The sequence below is a fragment of the Ochrobactrum sp. WV_118_8 genome (genome assembly GCF_039631535.1).
GTDB classification, from domain to species: Bacteria; Pseudomonadota; Alphaproteobacteria; order Rhizobiales; family Rhizobiaceae; genus Brucella; species Brucella anthropi.
Window position 1 is genome coordinate 1,775,310 of the sequence record NZ_JBDIUZ010000002.1, and the last position, 14,683, is coordinate 1,789,992.

A 14,683-nucleotide genomic window follows, 5' to 3' on the forward strand; every position below is an offset into this window, starting at 1 on the left:
AATGTTGCGATTTTCAGGCAGCGCGCGCTTCCACCTCCACCGTCACATGCGACAAATCATGGATCGCCGCAAGCTTGTTCCGATAGTAGGACGGTGCCTTCGGCTGCTCCGCGACGATCGACACAATGGCACCGTGATGGCCCGGCCCGAGTTGCCAGACATGCAGGTCGGCGATCTCTCCGCCCTCGCGGCTGATGATCTCCGCGATCTCGTCCGGCAGGTCTTCGTCTTCGGGCAGATAGTCCAAAAGGGTCGAGCCGGTGTCTTTGATCAGCCCCCATGACCAGTGTGCGATCACCGCAGCGCCGACAATGCCCATTGCCGGGTCGAGCCAGAGCCAGCCATAAAGACTGCCCAGCAGGAGCGCTGCGATGGCAAGCACCGATGTCAGCGCATCGGCGAGCACATGCATATAGGCTGCGCGCAAGTTCTGGTCGTGGCCACCCGCGTGATCGTGATCGTGGTCATGGTGATGGCCATGATGGTGTGAATGATCGTCCCTGAGAAGCCAGGCGCAGACGAGGTTGACGATCAGTCCGATGATTGCGACGAGAATAGCCTCGTGAAAATTGATGTTTACCGGGGAACTGAAGCGCCAGAAGCTTTCCCAGCCGATCAGGAGGGCGATCAGTGCGAGAACGATTGCGCTGGCAAAGCCAGCGAGATCGCCAAGCTTGCCTGTGCCGAACGTGAACCGCGAATTATGTGCGTGCTTGCGCGCATAGAGATAGGCAAGGGCCGCGATCAGCATTGCCGCTGCATGGGTGGACATGTGCCAGCCATCGGCAGTGAGCGCCATGGAGCCATAAAGGTTTCCGGCTGTGATCTCGATTATCATCATCGCTGTCGTGATGGCGATCACGATCCAGGTTCGCTTTTCATTACGCCGGTGGTTTTCTCCCAGAAAGACATGGTCGTGTCTGGAACTCAGCTGATGCCCGGAATGGTGGGAGTGATGATGCGCGCTCATGAAAACAGCCTCTCTATTAGAATAGGGGGGTATACTATTTTCTGGAGCGCTACAAATCACACTTTCAGGAGCCGACTTAACTTCGATCAGCAGGAGCAACCGCTGGCAACGCCTTTCAACGGCAGAAAAACTCACCTTTCGATGTAGGGCTTACGCCTATTCGAGGAGGCTTTAGACCTGATTGCCGGAATCTTTTCGAGGTCGGGATCAGTTAAGATCAGACTTGTTAACTTGGGGCAAAGCACTGAAGCGCCGCTGATCCGGGCAACACGGAACGACGCTTCAGATTTTGAAGCTGTGCATCGTGCTTTGCTAGAAATCCACGCTGATTTTCAGGCCGGTGCCGTAACGAGAAGAGCGGAGGGATTCATGTCTTCAGAAAAGAACGGGCATTCGCCGCGAAGTCGTGCGCGACGACATTTTCTGGGTCTCACAGCAGCCACTGCCGCCAAGGTTGTGGCACTGGGTGCTCTGGCTTCAACAATGTCATCACGCCCGTCGCAAGCCCTGGGCACGAAATGGTGGCATGGTGGTCATGGTGGCGGAGGAGGCTCCGGATCGCACTGTCTTTTGAAAGGCACACTTATCGAAACGCCCACCGGCCCGGTGGCGGTGGAGACATTATCCGTTGGCGATCTTGTGACCACGACTTGCGGTGAAACGCGTCCGGTCAAGTGGGTCGGATGGCAGAGCTGCAGAAAAGGCGGCACGCAATGGAATGAGAGCGTGATGCCGATCCGTGTCAAACGTTATGCCATCGACAGCAAAACCCCGCAGCGCGACCTTTACCTTTCGCCCAACCATGCGCTGCTTATCGACGGCGTTCTGATCCGCGCGAAGGATCTGGTCAACGGCCAGAGCATAGCGCGCGTGTCGATGGATACGACAATCGACTATTACAACATCGTTCTCGACAGTCATGATGCCGTGCTGGCGGAAGGGGCAGCCGTCGAAACCTACCTGATGCGCGGCGACAGCTACAAGGGCTTCACCAACTTTGCCGAGTATCAGGAACTATATCCGGACGAAGCCAATATCATCATGCGGCCCTATGCGCCGCTTATGGGCTATGAAGGTGCCCGCCAGCACATGCATGCATTGTTGTGCATGAGCGGCATTCTTCCGCTGCGCGACGTGGTTGAGGAAACCTATCAGCGTCTGGCAGCAAAGACGAGTGAAAGCGTAGCGTAGAATAATGAATAGTACCGGGCGGTGGTAAGAAAGGCGGGGCGCTGATTGGTGCCCCGCCTTTCTCGTGAACCGAGTTTAGCCAGCTTCTGCCGTGCGCAGGAAGGATTTCCGTTCCATTTCACTGCCGTTGATCTGGCCTCTCAGTTGCAGGAGGTCTTTTCGGCTGACCAGTCCGCAGAGTTTTCCGTCGCGTGTCACAATCGGGATACGTCCACAATCGGTAGCGATCATCATGTCGGTGATGAACGCCACGCTGTCGTCCTGATGGCCGACGGGATTGGAGGTGTCGGAAACAGCATCTGCAAGCGTCTGGCTGGACAATTCGCTCTTACGTTGCCATTCCAGCGCATCAGCGCGCGTCACCATGCCGATCAGTATCCGGTCGTTATCGATGACTGGATAAAGCCGATGCCGTGCCGCTTCCGAGGCAAAAAAGGCAGAGGCTTCCTGCACGGTCATGCTTGCCGGTAGCGTGTCCACATTCGTCACCATGACTTCATGCACACGGGCGGACTCGAACGGACTTACGCCATATTCGCGCGTAATGTGCTGTCCGCGCCGCGCAATTTTCTCGGTCAGGATTGAACGCTTGAGCAGAAGAACCGTGACCGCATAGGCGGTTACCGTCGCCACGAACACCGGAACGATCTGGCCGAAATCGCCAGTGACTTCAACTGCAAAGAACGTGCCGGTCAGCGGTGCGCGCATCGTGCCGCCCATCATGGCGGCCATTCCGAGCAGCGCCCAGAAGCCGGGTTCGCCGCCTGGCAGGATCAAGCCGAGCAGCCAGCCCATCGCGCCGCCGAAAATCAGAAGCGGGGCCAAAACACCGCCGGACGTGCCCGATGCCAGAGCGCAGAGCCAGATCGCGCTTTTGACAAGCAGGACCACCAGCACTGTGGTTGCCAGAAATTTATCATTGAGGAAACCGTCGATGAGATCATAGCCGACGCCAAGCGCACGAGGCTCGATCAGACCGCCAATGCCGATGGCAATGCCGCCGATTGCCGGCCACCACATCCAGTGAATGGGCAGTCGCTCGAATGCATCCTCCAGCTTGTAGAGAAGGGTCGTGAGCAAGCCGGATTGCAGGCCGGCGACAATGCCGATCAGGGCACATGCGACTATTCCCCACCAGGGCAATGCCAGATGAAAATGGGTCTGGAACAGCGGACCTGTTTCGAAAAACAAGGGTCGGTTTGTGTGAGCGACTGCTGCTGCAGCTGCCACAGGAATGAAGCTGCGGGGCTTCCACTCGAAGAGCAGCAATTCGACGCCTAGCATCACGGCGGCAATGGGCGTACCGAAAATGGCGGTCATGCCTGCGGCGGCACCGGCTACGAGCAAGGTCTTCCGCTCGGCTGAACTCATCTGAAACAATTGCGCAAAAAGCGATCCGATAGCTCCGCCCGTCATGATGATCGGACCTTCGGCGCCAAAGGGGCCGCCTGTACCGATCGAGATCGCCGATGAAAGTGGCTTCAGTATCGCCACTTTGAGCGACATGCGACTGCCGCCGATCAGGATGGCTTCAATCGCTTCCGGTATGCCGTGCCCGCGAATTTTCTCGGAGCCGTAACGTGCCATCAGCCCGATGGCGAGGCCACCCACCACGGGGATAAGCACGATCCAGAAGGACGGCGAAAGGTGCGCCAGTGTTGCCGGGTCAATGCTGATGCGGCCAAACCAGACCAGATTGGTGACCAGGGCGATCAGGCTTACAAGCACCCATGCGGCAGCGGTGCTGGCGGCACCGATAACGATCGCCATCGCGATCAGGAGCAGCATTCGCCTGTCGGCGGTAAAATCGCCCGCGACGCGGCGCGCGACGCCGCCGGTGAAATCGTGCGGTCTTCGAAACTCGTTTTGCCGGGCCATAGCAAACTCCTGTCTTTCTCGGCGGATACGCTAGCTTGGGGGAGAGCGTCTTGGAGCGCGTATCGATCTGATTGAATCAGATCGGCGCGTCTCGATGTTTGTTTTGACGCGCATCTTGTCCGAAAACCGCTTCACACTTTTCGGGATGCACCTAAACGGCGGGTTAAATATATCGTAATACGATATAAATCAATTGCCATCTTTGTGTTTGGGCAAGGGGCTTGCTATTGGGGAAGGGATTGCTGCAAAGCGCCTTCGGAAAAGCCGAACGGGCGTGTTTATATTGAGGTCAGGGAAGAAGCCTGTTGTGAAACAAAATCCGGATGCTTTGACACAAGCCGACTATCAGGCGCTTGCGGAACTTCGCTATCGTTTGCGCCGGTTCATGAGTTTCAGTGCAACGGCTGCGGAAGCGGAAGGGCTTCCGGCGCAACAGCATCAGGCGCTGCTTGCGATCAAGGCCCATGCCGCTGATGCACCGTTGACGGTTGGCAACCTTGCGGAATGGCTTGTCATTGCTCCGCATACTGCAACGGAGTTGGTCGGCAGGCTGGCGGATGCCGATCTGGTGATGCGGATGGTCGATCCTTCGGACCGCCGCCGCCACACATTGGCGCTGACCGACAAGGCCGAGCAGGTTCTTGAGCGGCTCAGCGCCGCGCACCTTGCCGAGATACGCGAGCTTGCCCCCAATCTGATCGGTGTGTTGACTAAGCTGGAGCGCGCAGCGAACAAGCCGAAGTAACGGCTTAGAGCGCGTATCGATCTTATTCAATCAGATCGATACGCGCATCTTGTTCCGAAAACCGTTTCACACTTTTCGGGATACGCTCTAAATCCTGTCCATCAGTGCATACCACGACAGGGCGAGGAACAGCAGCGGTGAGCGGAAAGTACGGCCGCCGGGGAAGGCGGGAATCCGCAGTTCTTCGAACAGTTTCAACCGGTCGCGATTGCCAGCAACGGTTTCGGCATAGAGCTTGCCCATATAGTTTGCCAGCATGACGCCATGACCGGAATAGCCACCTGTGGAAATGACACCGGGCATCACCTCCCGCACGAAGGGCTGGCGCGGCATGGTAATGCCGACCGAACCGCCCCATGCATGGGTGATTTCGACCTTGTCCAGCGCCGGATAAATCTCGGCTATCTGGCGGCGGATGTGGGTGCTGATATCGCGCGGATTGTCGGCAGTGTAGGCTTCGCGCCCGCCGAACAGCAGCCTTCCGTCCTTTGAACGACGGAAATAACGCACCACGAAGCGGGAATCGTCGATGGATTCACCGCCCGGAATAATGGGGCTGTCGTCGCCGAGCGGCACTGTTGCGCCGATGAATGAGCGGATCGGCATGACATGCGATGCGCTGACCGGCTCAAGCAATCCGCCATAGGCATTAACGGCAATGAAGGCGTTTTTCGCGACAATGGTTCCGCGATTGGTTTCGACTTCGACCCGCCCGCTTGCGGTGCTGATTTTGGTGGCTCTGGTGTCTTCAAACAGCTTTGCGCCCGCCGCATGGGCGGCCTTTGCAGTTCCGACAAGCAGTTTCAGCGGATGAATATGGCCGGTGCCTGCATCATAAACGCCGCCAAAATAGCGCTCTGAACCGAGCAGACTCGCTGTTTCAGCGCGGTCGAGCAGACGCAGGTGCTGATAGTTGAAGCGACTCGCCATCAGCTCGACATGGCGTTCATACGACTTCAGATAGCGCGGCTTATGCACGACCGAAATCTGGCCGGGCACATATTCCATGTCGATCCTGTGTTCGTCGGCAAAGGCAAGGAGATAGGCCTTGGCTTCTTCCGCCACGTCGAACAGAGCCTTGGCGCGCTCAAAGCCATATTCCGCTTCAAGATCTTCGGCCCATGTGCGCTGGCCGGTGCCGAACTGGCCACCATTGCGTCCCGACGCCCCATCGCCGAACCGCGCTCCGTCGATGAGTGTGACGTCCACGCCCTGTCTCGCCAGATGGTAGGCAGCCGAAAGCCCTGTATATCCGCCACCAATGACAACGACATCGGCCTGCCGCGAGCCATCCATTTCAGGATATTGCGGCCGATCAGGGACACTCGCTTCGTACCAGGAAATGCCGGGCGAGATTGGGCTTTGGTAGGGCATGTGGAACCGGTCAGACGTTGAGCAGCAGGAACTCGCGTTCCCACGGGCTGATGACTTCCATGAAGGTTTCGAACTCGGCACGCTTGATGGCGGCATAGGTCGTGACGAAGGAACTGCCGAACAGATTGCGCAGCTCCGTGTCTTCCTCAAACAGTTCCACCGCGTCGATCAGGCCGCGGGGCAGTTCGATTTCCTTGGTGTTGACGCTGGTGGTCGCAGGCTGTTCAGCTTCAATCTTGTTCACGAGGCCGATCAGGCCGCAGGCAAGCGAAGCCGCCAGCGCGAGATAGGGGTTGGCATCGGAGGAGGGGATGCGGTTTTCCACGCGGCGCCCATTGGGGTCGGAGCGTGGGACGCGGAAAGCGGTGGTACGGTTGTCGTAGCCCCATTTGACGTTGACGGGTGCGGAAGCATCTGGCGTCAGGCGGCGATAGGAATTCACATAGGGCGCGAACATGACAAGTGCATTCGGCACATGACGCTGCATGCCGCCGATAAAATGGCGGAAAGCCTCGCTTTCGCTGCCATCCTCATTGGTGAAAATGTTGCGTCCGGTCTTCTTGTCCACGATGGACTGGTGGATATGCATTGCCGATCCGGGCTGGCCCTGAATGGGTTTGGCCATGAAGGTGGCATACATGTCGTGCTTGAGCGCCGCCTCGCGGATGGTGCGCTTGAACATGAAAACCTGGTCGGCGAGCTCTACCGGGTCGCCATGGCGCAGGTTGATCTCAAGCTGGCCAGCGCCTTCTTCGTGGATCAGCGTGTCGATCTCCAGCCCCTGGCCTTCGGAGAAATGATAGATGTCGTCGATCAGTTCGTCGAACTCGTTCACGCCTGCAATCGAATAGCCCTGACCGCCGCCAATGGCACGACCCGAGCGACCGACAGGTGGCGTCAGCGGATAGTCGGGGTCGGGGTTCTTGCGGACCAGATAGAACTCGATTTCTGGGGCAACGACCGGTTTCAGGCCGCGCTTGCTGTAGGCGGCAACGACATTGCGCAGCACGTTGCGCGGAGTGAATTCCACCCCGCGTCCGTCCTGATAGACGAGATCGCAGATAACTTGTGCCGTTGGATCGGATTCCCACGGCACAGCCGAAAGGGTCGAGAGGTCCGGCACCAGCTTGAGGTCGCCGTCATCCTCCGGGTAATGAAAGCCGTAGCCGTCTTCCGGATAGTCGCCGGAAATCGTCGTCATGAAGACGGCCGAAGGCAATGCCAGCGAGGTATTGGAGGTGAACTTCTTCGACGGCATCATCTTGCCGCGGGCAACCCCGGCCTGATCAGGGGTGATGCATTCGATGTCTTCGATGTCACGCCAGGCAAGCCATTCGGTCGCCTGCTTCCAGTTCTTCACACCGCGAAGAGATTTGACATAGGCAGGTGTACGGCGACGCGGGGCGCGCGTAACCTTCTTTTCCGTCGTATCAGCAGACATCAATCACCAGAAAATGATTTCGATAGTGGCATGATAGCTGCGACCGGCCTCAATGACAAATGGGTCCGGCAAGCTTTTGTGTGCGCCATCGCAGAAAGCGCACACAAAAGAAATTTGATGCGTCAGAGGCCGAAATGACCCTTGAGTGCAGGCACGTTTGCCACCAGCTGGTCGACCAGCTGCGGGTCATGGTCGCGCACATAATTGATCACCTGCCCGCCTGCTTCGGTGATCTGGTCGCTGGAGAGGCCGCTGGAACGAAGCGTGGCAGCGGCTTTGAGAAGCGCACTCATCTTTTCGCCAGCCACATTATCCATCAGTCCCGACAGCGCACCCATAATGCCGCCCGTGCCTGTTGCAAGTACATCGTGGGCGCTGGCGAGCTGCTGGGCATCCGGCAGAAGTGCGAAGATCTTGTTGCCGATTTCCGGTGCGCTGTGCTGCAGAACGGAAAACACCGAGCCAGCCAGCTTTTCTGCAAGCTGCGGATCGATGTTGATCTTGGTGGCGATACTATCAATGAGAGACTGAACAGACATGAAAATTCCAAATTCCTTGCCCCCGCAAGGGGCGGTTCAAACCGCAGTCGGCGAGCAAACCCTATGGCTTCCACGACCAACCATTCACAAGTGACCCGCAGGCTTGTGCGCCGGATCGGGGTGCAGGGACCACCAATGGTGCACCGGCGTCAATGCATGAGGCGCGGCTTTGTTGGAGTTCGGTGAATTTTCGGTCAAGATTCAGTTTGCGGAATATTGAAGTGGCTTTTCAGTGCCGGGACGAAAGCAAAGAGCTTTCGCACAAGCTCGCGATCTTTTTGCCTTATATGACGGATGACTGTCAGGAATGCCTGATTGGCCTGATCCATGCTCATGCCGGTGGATTTCAATGCCGCCAGACCGCAGACCAGAGCGCCTATTCTCTCGCCCGCAAAATTTCCGGCCACATTCGAAACTGTTCCGAGGATCCCATCTGCATGATAATTTTCAGGGTTGAGCACATCATTGGCGCGTGCCAGTGCGGGCGCTCCGGGAATCAGGTTGAATATTTGCGGCGCGACAATCGGAGCCTCGTGTTGGATGATGGAGAGCAATATACCAACTGTTTGCTCGGCGGTTCCAGGGTCTATATTGGCGTTTGAGGCAATATTGTCTATCAAGGATTGGATTGACATTTCTCACCCATGAAAATTGATAAAATAATATTTGTCAGAACAATTTTATGAGAAGTAATACTGTTATTTAGAATAATATAATTTTGTATTATCTTATACGGTAAGAAAATACAGGGTGCTTCTGGTCGTGTGTTGCAAGAAGGCGTATAGGCTGCATTTGCTCATCTTCGTCGGACCCACTTGAAATGATCGTTCGCCCGCGCCCCCCTTTGTGGAAGCTCTTCTTCATACTCAAGGGCTCCATCATCCTGCGTATCCTGCCGCAGATTTTTGCGGTTTTCCTTCTGTCGGTGCTGGTTGTGTGGGCGCATCGCGCGTTTCCCGGCTGGGTGCCAGCCGTCAACAACGGGACGGCTTTGGCGCTGCTCGGCATTGCGCTTTCGATCTTTCTCGGCTTCCGCAACAACGCCTGTTATGACCGCTGGTGGGAGGCTCGCAAAATCTGGGGCAAGCTCGTCTATACGACGCGCGGTCTGGGGCGTCAGACGCTGTTGCTGGAGAATGTGCCGGGACTGGAAGGCGGACGGGAAAAGCTGCTCCGTTATGCGATTGCGTTTTCGCAGGCCATGGTCAGCCATCTTCGGCCAGAGGAAACCGGTGGCTCAAACAAATACGACAAATGGTTGTCTGCGGAAGAGCGGAAAGCGTTGGCGGAAAGCCGCAACAAGCCTGATTTCATCTTGCGTCGGCTTGGTGCTGCTCTGGCGGATATGCGTGTGAAAGACACTCTGCATCCGGTCGATTTCCAGACGCTTGACAGTTCAGTGTCCGCATTGGCAGAGGTTCAGGCGGCCTGCGAGCGGTTGCGGTTCACGCCGGTTCCTTTCGGCTATACGCTGCTTCTGCATCGCACGGCCTATCTGTTCTGTTTCTTCATACCGTTCGGCTTTGCCGATATGCTTGGTTGGGGAACGCCATTTGCGACGACACTGGTGGCCTATACTTTCTTTGGGCTGGATGCGCTGGGCGACGAGCTGGAGGAGCCGTTCGGAACATTGCCCAACGATCTGCCCATCGGGGCCATCGCCGATACAATCGAAATCAATCTGCGGGAAGCATTGGGTGAGGAAAACCTGCCCGACCTTCCTCAACCAGTCGATTATCTTCTTATGTAAAAAAAGCCCCGACTGGCAGGGCCAGCCGGGGAGGTCAGTTGAGGAAATCCGACCATAAAGCGAGTGGCAGATCAACCCTGTTTCATCGAATTTTACGGGCAACTGCCAGTTTGGACATTGTGTCGCTGCCAAAAGAGAAGTGTGTGAGCATGGCAGCGAGCATGAGAGCGAGGACCGTCATCATTTGTCGTGGGTGACAATGACTGGGATCAGTAGGTCACCCCAGTTGCCGTCGCCACCATGATGCCGGGCCGAGCGGACCAATTCCACGGAAACGCCTGCCTCGACCGCCTTCATGACGGTGTAGTTGAGGCGATGCAGATCGTTGGCGAGCATACGGATAACGGTCTGCTGATCCGTGGTCATGCTTGAAGATTGTTCTTCTGCTCTTTCCTTGACGCGTGCTGGCGAATTCATGGAACTATTCCTCCTGTTTGTCGCCGGGCTGTTACTCAGCAGCCGGTCTGAACTGTGCTGTTTCAGTCGATTCCTTCATGGCGGTGGTCGAAGACTGGCCGCCGGTGATTGCGAGTGACACGGCATCGAAATAACCGGTGCCGACTTCACGCTGATGCTTGGTCGCGGTGTAGCCGTTGGCTTCGGCTGCAAATTCCGCCTGTTGCAATTCGGAATAGGCTGCCATCTGCCGGTCCTTGTAGCCGCGTGCCAGTTCGAACATGCCGAAGTTGAGCTGGTGGAAACCGGCCAGCGTGATGAACTGGAACTTGTAGCCCATCGCGCCCAGCTCACGCTGGAACTTGGCAATCGTGGCATCGTCGAGGTTCTTCTTCCAGTTGAACGACGGCGAGCAGTTATAGGCGAGCTTCTTGCCCGGATGTGCCTTGTGTACGGCTTCCGCGAAGCGGCGGGCCTGTTCAAGATCCGGCTTGGATGTTTCCATCCAGATCAGATCGCAATAAGGCGCATAGGCAATCGCACGGGCGATACATGGCTCAATGCCGTTCTTCACCTGATAGAAGCCTTCAGCCGTGCGGCCCGCATCGTAATCGACGAAGGGCTGGTCGCGCTCGTCAATGTCCGAGGTCAGAAGCTTGGCGGCTTCCGCATCCGTGCGGGCGATAACCAGCGTTGCCGTTCCCATCACGTCAGCAGCCAGGCGCGCCGCGTTAAGGTTGCGGATGTGCGCTGCCGTCGGGATCAGAACCTTGCCGCCGAGATGGCCGCACTTCTTTTCCGAGGCAAGCTGGTCCTCGTAGTGAACGCCTGCTGCACCCGCCTCGATGAAGGCTTTCATGATCTCGAAAGCGTTCAGCGGACCACCGAAGCCTGCTTCAGCGTCGGCAACGATGGGGGCAAACCAGGTATCGACCGAAAGTCCCTTGCCTTCGGCGGTTTCGATCTGGTCGGCACGCTGCAACGTCTTGTTGATGCGCTTGGCCAGTTCCGGGGCGGCATTCGCCGGATAGAGTGACTGGTCCGGATACATGGCCGAAGCCGTGTTCGCATCCGCTGCAACCTGCCAGCCGGAGAGGTAGATTGCCTTCAGTCCGGCGCGAACCATCTGCATTGCCTGATTGCCGGAAAGCGCGCCCAGCGCATTGACGAAATCTTCCTCATGGATCAGCTTCCAGAGGCGGTTGGCGCCCATCTCGGCCAGCGAATACTTGATCTCCACCGAACCACGCAGCCTTTTTACATCTTCGGCCGTATGCGCACGCTGGATGCCGTCGAAGCGACCCTTTGGTGCCGAAGGAATAAGGCTGTAAAAATCTGTCATTTCGGTGTCTCCTCACACTTTGGACTGGTTCTGGAAGAGCAATTTGTATGCGCTCTTTCTGTGACCAGATTTACAATCGAGATTGTTAGTGCGCCAGAAAAACCAATAAAAAGAGCTTATAATTGAGGTAATGCTGTCGGAGTTTTGACTGGATGGCACTGTAAATTTGTAAATCTTGTCAAAGTTGAATTTTACAGCTATTTTGTCATGAATTGTAAAACTGCCGTTATGGGTCGGGAGGATCAGGTGAGCGAACGCAAGATATTTGCCGGCCCACGCATCAGGCGCATCCGCAACGAGCGAGGCTTGACCCAGACGGCGATGGCCGAGGCGCTTGGCATTTCGCCGTCCTATCTCAACCTGATCGAGCGCAACCAGCGGCCCTTGACGGTGCAGCTCCTGTTGAAGCTCGCCAGTGTTTACAAGCTCGACCTCGACAGTCTTCAGGCCGAAAGCGGCTCCACGATCACGGGGCTGAAGGAAGTGTTTTCCGATCCACTTCTGACCGGTGAACTGCCGGGCGATCAGGAATTGGTCGAAATCGGCGAGGCCGCGCCCAATGCTGCCGTCGGCATTATGAAACTTTACCGTGCCTATCGCGAGCAGCAGCAACGCTTGTCCGATTTGTCGCAATTGCTGTCGCATGAGGGAAGCGGGGCTGAGCTTTCCGCGACGCGCCTGCCGCTCGATGAAGTGCGCGATGTGATGGCGCGGCGGGCCAACCATTATCCGCGTATCGAGGAAGAGGCGGAGAGCTTTTACACCCTCCTTAAGCCGGACGGGGATTTACCCAGCGCCTTGAAGGACTGGCTGCGCCGCGAGCATGGCATCACGGTTCGCATGTTGCCGGTCGCCACCATGCCGAACTGGCGCAGGCGTTATGACCGGCATTCGCAGCGGCTTTTCATCTCGGAGCGTCTGTCGCCCTTCGATCAGCTGCAGGAAATTGCCATGGAGGCGGCGCTGATCCGGATGCAGGTGGTGATCGGCGCAGAGACGGAGAACTTGAAACTGTCGTCGGGCGAAGCGAGGCGCATCGCGCGGTTCGAACTGGCGCGCTATGCGGCGCAGGCTTTGATGATGCCCTATCGCCAGTTTCGTGATGCAGCTGTGCGGGCCCGTTATGATGTCGATGTGTTACGCACGCGTTTCGGGGTTTCATTCCAGCAGGCGGCAAACCGGCTGACCACCTTGCAGCGACAGGGGGCAAGTGCGCTGCCCTTCTTCGTGATGGAAATCGATCATGCAGGCAATCGACTGCGCGTTGCAGGGGCGGAAGGTTTTCCGACCCGCTTCGGCGGTCAATGCCCCAAGCTGCCGGTCTATGCGGCTTTCGCTCAGGCAGGGCAGGTGCTGGTGGAACCGGCGGAACTGCCGGACGGCTCGGCTTTCCTGACAATTGCCCGCACGCTGGAAGGGCCGCAGGGCGCATTCAGTGAGCGCCCGCGCCGGACAGCGCTGTTGCTTGGTTGTGCGCTGGAAGCGGGGAGCGACACGGTCTATGGCGCGTCACTTTCAAAGGCTGGCAATACGGAGATCGGTCCGGCCTGTCGTCTGTGCGAAAGGCAGGGCTGCATCACTCGTGCCGAGCCACCGCTGACACGTCCGCTCGGGCTGGATGAGATGGTGGCGGGGTTATCTGCCTTCGACTTCCAATAGTAAGCTGGTGTTTGTCAGGCATAACCGAAATCTCATTGCCCCACGGATGGGGGCGGATGGGGCCTGCGATGCAATTTTTATGTTCGTCCTGTCACGACCCTGTTGACGAATGCTGTGCAATCTAAAAAAGTGCAATAAAGAAACAGTATATCCACCTTGAACCTGCACCGGAATTTATCGTGCAGATTGGAGCAAATGATGGGGATCAAATCCTTCCTTCTGGCAACGACCGTCGTGACGGGCTTTGTAGCGGCTGCCACATTTTCCGCGAGCGCGCAGGAGCGGGTGGTCAATATCTATAACTGGTCGGATTATATCGACGACTCCATTCTCAAGGATTTCACCAAGGAAACCGGGATCAAGGTCGTCTACGACGTTTACGACTCCAACGAAATTCTGGAGACCAAGCTTCTGGCCGGTGGCAGCGGCTACGATCTCGTGGTGCCATCGGGCGAATTCCTTGGCCGTCAGATTCCGGCAGGCGTGTTCCTGAAACTCGACAAGGACAAGCTGCCGAACCTCAAGAACATGTGGGATGAAATCTCCAACCGCGCGGCAACCTACGATCCGGGCAACGAATATTCCGTCAACTACATGTGGGGCACGACCGGCATTGGCTACAACAAGGCCAAGATCAAGGAAGCGCTCGGCACCGACACAATCGACTCCTGGGACGTGCTTTTCGACCCGGAAAAGTCTGCGAAGCTTAAAGGTTGCGGCATCTATCTTCTTGATTCTGCCAGCGAAATGCTGCGCCCGGCTTTGAATTATCTGGGTCTCGACCCGAATTCGCCGTCGCCGGACGATCTGCAGAAGGCTCAGGACCTTTATCTGAAGATCCGCCCGAATATCCGCAAGTTCCACTCGTCTGAATATATCAATGCGCTGGCCAATGGCGATATCTGCATGGCCATCGGCTATTCGGGCGATATCTTCCAGGCACGTGATCGCGCTGAAAAGGCAAAGCAGGGCGTCGAGATCGGCTATTCGATCCCGAAGGAAGGCGCGCTGATCTGGTTCGACCAGATGGCGATCCCGGCAGACGCCAAGCATGTGCCGGAAGCGCTTGAATTCATGAACTACATGATGCGTCCGGAAGTGGCTGCCAAGGCTTCGAACTACGTGTTCTATGCCAATGGCAACAAGGCGTCGCAGGAGTTCATCGACAAGGAAATTCTTGACGATCCGGAAATCTATCCGACCGAAGACGTCATGAAGAAGCTGTTCGTGCCCACGCCTTATGACACCAAGACCCAGCGCGTGGTCACCCGCGCCTGGACCAAGATCGTCACCGGCCAGTAAGAGCCGAAATACTATGGGACCGATATGTCCCGCCCGACATCGTGAAGAGCGGCCCACTGTGCAGACGGAGGGCCGCTCTGCGTCTTGTAATACAGC

Annotated in this window: 13 protein-coding genes; 5 read left to right on the forward strand and 8 right to left on the reverse strand. The window is 57.0% G+C overall.

The genetic code is table 11. From position 1 onward, the window contains the following. Positions 1–13 precede the first annotated feature (13 nt). The gene (dmeF, locus tag ABDF71_RS22510; RefSeq protein WP_258124806.1) at positions 14–970 is read right to left on the reverse strand and encodes a CDF family Co(II)/Ni(II) efflux transporter DmeF; all 957 of its coding nucleotides are present in this window, start codon (positions 968–970) and stop codon (positions 14–16) included. Between the two features lie 369 nt (positions 971–1,339). Between dmeF and ABDF71_RS22515 the strand changes: the two genes are divergently transcribed. Next, positions 1,340–2,161: a Hint domain-containing protein gene (locus tag ABDF71_RS22515; protein WP_036587540.1), complete on the forward strand. Its 822-nt coding sequence runs from the start codon at positions 1,340–1,342 to the stop codon at positions 2,159–2,161. A gap of 75 nt (positions 2,162–2,236) precedes the next feature. Here the strand turns inward: ABDF71_RS22515 and ABDF71_RS22520 are convergent, their stop codons facing one another. Beyond that, positions 2,237–4,039 (reverse strand): chloride channel protein, encoded by a 1,803-nt coding sequence (locus ABDF71_RS22520; protein ID WP_258124805.1) that lies wholly within the window; start codon positions 4,037–4,039, stop codon positions 2,237–2,239. A 385-nt stretch (positions 4,040–4,424) separates the two neighbouring features. Here ABDF71_RS22520 and ABDF71_RS22525 point away from each other — a divergent pair, with 385 nt between their 5' ends. Continuing rightward, positions 4,425–4,784 (forward strand): MarR family winged helix-turn-helix transcriptional regulator, encoded by a 360-nt coding sequence (locus ABDF71_RS22525; protein ID WP_235824328.1) that lies wholly within the window; start codon positions 4,425–4,427, stop codon positions 4,782–4,784. Positions 4,785–4,871: 87 nt separating this feature from the next. On the opposite strand, the gene ABDF71_RS22530 is transcribed toward ABDF71_RS22525, so the two are convergent. The 4 genes from ABDF71_RS22530 to ABDF71_RS22545 all read right to left on the reverse strand — a co-directional run bounded on the left by ABDF71_RS22530 (position 4,872) and on the right by ABDF71_RS22545 (position 8,773). Beyond that, positions 4,872–6,158: an NAD(P)/FAD-dependent oxidoreductase gene (locus ABDF71_RS22530; RefSeq protein WP_151663234.1), complete on the reverse strand. Its 1,287-nt coding sequence runs from the start codon at positions 6,156–6,158 to the stop codon at positions 4,872–4,874. 10 nt (positions 6,159–6,168) lie between these two features. Then, entirely contained in the window at positions 6,169–7,599 is a 1,431-nt protein-coding gene (locus ABDF71_RS22535) for a glutamine synthetase family protein (protein WP_010659122.1), read from the reverse strand. A gap of 122 nt (positions 7,600–7,721) precedes the next feature. Beyond that, entirely contained in the window at positions 7,722–8,138 is a 417-nt protein-coding gene (locus tag ABDF71_RS22540) for a hypothetical protein (RefSeq protein ID WP_010659121.1), read from the reverse strand. A 194-nt stretch (positions 8,139–8,332) separates the two neighbouring features. Then, entirely contained in the window at positions 8,333–8,773 is a 441-nt protein-coding gene (locus ABDF71_RS22545) for a hypothetical protein (RefSeq protein ID WP_029376001.1), read from the reverse strand. Between the two features lie 185 nt (positions 8,774–8,958). Between ABDF71_RS22545 and ABDF71_RS22550 the strand changes: the two genes are divergently transcribed. Then, complete coding sequence (locus ABDF71_RS22550) at positions 8,959–9,888, forward strand: bestrophin family protein (RefSeq protein WP_151663233.1); 930 nt, start codon at positions 8,959–8,961, stop codon at positions 9,886–9,888. A 180-nt stretch (positions 9,889–10,068) separates the two neighbouring features. On the opposite strand, the gene ABDF71_RS22555 is transcribed toward ABDF71_RS22550, so the two are convergent. Both ABDF71_RS22555 and aceA read right to left on the reverse strand, forming a co-directional pair. After that, positions 10,069–10,305 carry an SMc00767 family acetate metabolism repressor gene (locus tag ABDF71_RS22555; RefSeq protein ID WP_010659117.1) on the reverse strand — a complete coding sequence of 79 codons (237 nt, stop codon included), beginning with the start codon at positions 10,303–10,305 and terminating at the stop codon, positions 10,069–10,071. Positions 10,306–10,336: 31 nt separating this feature from the next. Further along, positions 10,337–11,626, reverse strand: a complete 1,290-nt coding sequence (aceA, locus tag ABDF71_RS22560) for an isocitrate lyase (protein WP_010659116.1) — start codon at positions 11,624–11,626, stop codon at positions 10,337–10,339. A gap of 246 nt (positions 11,627–11,872) precedes the next feature. On the opposite strand from aceA, the gene ABDF71_RS22565 reads away from it, so the two are divergent. Beyond that, on the forward strand, positions 11,873–13,285 hold the full coding sequence (locus tag ABDF71_RS22565; protein WP_151663232.1) for a helix-turn-helix domain-containing protein: 1,413 nt from the start codon (positions 11,873–11,875) through the stop codon (positions 13,283–13,285). Between the two features lie 198 nt (positions 13,286–13,483). After that, positions 13,484–14,587, forward strand: coding sequence for a polyamine ABC transporter substrate-binding protein (locus ABDF71_RS22570; RefSeq protein ID WP_010659114.1), 1,104 nt, complete (start codon positions 13,484–13,486; stop codon positions 14,585–14,587). Positions 14,588–14,683 lie beyond the last annotated feature (96 nt).

Excerpts from the sequence above, each read along its gene's own strand:
- dmeF (WP_258124806.1), bottom strand. The coding sequence starts at position 970 with ATGAGCGCGCATCATCACTCCCACCATTCCGGGCATCAGCTGAGTTCC.
- ABDF71_RS22515 (WP_036587540.1), top strand. The coding sequence starts at position 1,340 with ATGTCTTCAGAAAAGAACGGGCATTCGCCGCGAAGTCGTGCGCGACGA.
- ABDF71_RS22520 (WP_258124805.1), bottom strand. The coding sequence starts at position 4,039 with ATGGCCCGGCAAAACGAGTTTCGAAGACCGCACGATTTCACCGGCGGC.
- ABDF71_RS22525 (WP_235824328.1), top strand. The coding sequence starts at position 4,425 with ATGAGTTTCAGTGCAACGGCTGCGGAAGCGGAAGGGCTTCCGGCGCAA.
- ABDF71_RS22530 (WP_151663234.1), bottom strand. The coding sequence starts at position 6,158 with ATGCCCTACCAAAGCCCAATCTCGCCCGGCATTTCCTGGTACGAAGCG.
- ABDF71_RS22535 (WP_010659122.1), bottom strand. The coding sequence starts at position 7,599 with ATGTCTGCTGATACGACGGAAAAGAAGGTTACGCGCGCCCCGCGTCGC.
- ABDF71_RS22540 (WP_010659121.1), bottom strand. The coding sequence starts at position 8,138 with ATGTCTGTTCAGTCTCTCATTGATAGTATCGCCACCAAGATCAACATC.
- ABDF71_RS22545 (WP_029376001.1), bottom strand. The coding sequence starts at position 8,773 with ATGTCAATCCAATCCTTGATAGACAATATTGCCTCAAACGCCAATATA.
- ABDF71_RS22550 (WP_151663233.1), top strand. The coding sequence starts at position 8,959 with ATGATCGTTCGCCCGCGCCCCCCTTTGTGGAAGCTCTTCTTCATACTC.
- ABDF71_RS22555 (WP_010659117.1), bottom strand. The coding sequence starts at position 10,305 with ATGAATTCGCCAGCACGCGTCAAGGAAAGAGCAGAAGAACAATCTTCA.
- aceA (WP_010659116.1), bottom strand. The coding sequence starts at position 11,626 with ATGACAGATTTTTACAGCCTTATTCCTTCGGCACCAAAGGGTCGCTTC.
- ABDF71_RS22570 (WP_010659114.1), top strand. The coding sequence starts at position 13,484 with ATGGGGATCAAATCCTTCCTTCTGGCAACGACCGTCGTGACGGGCTTT.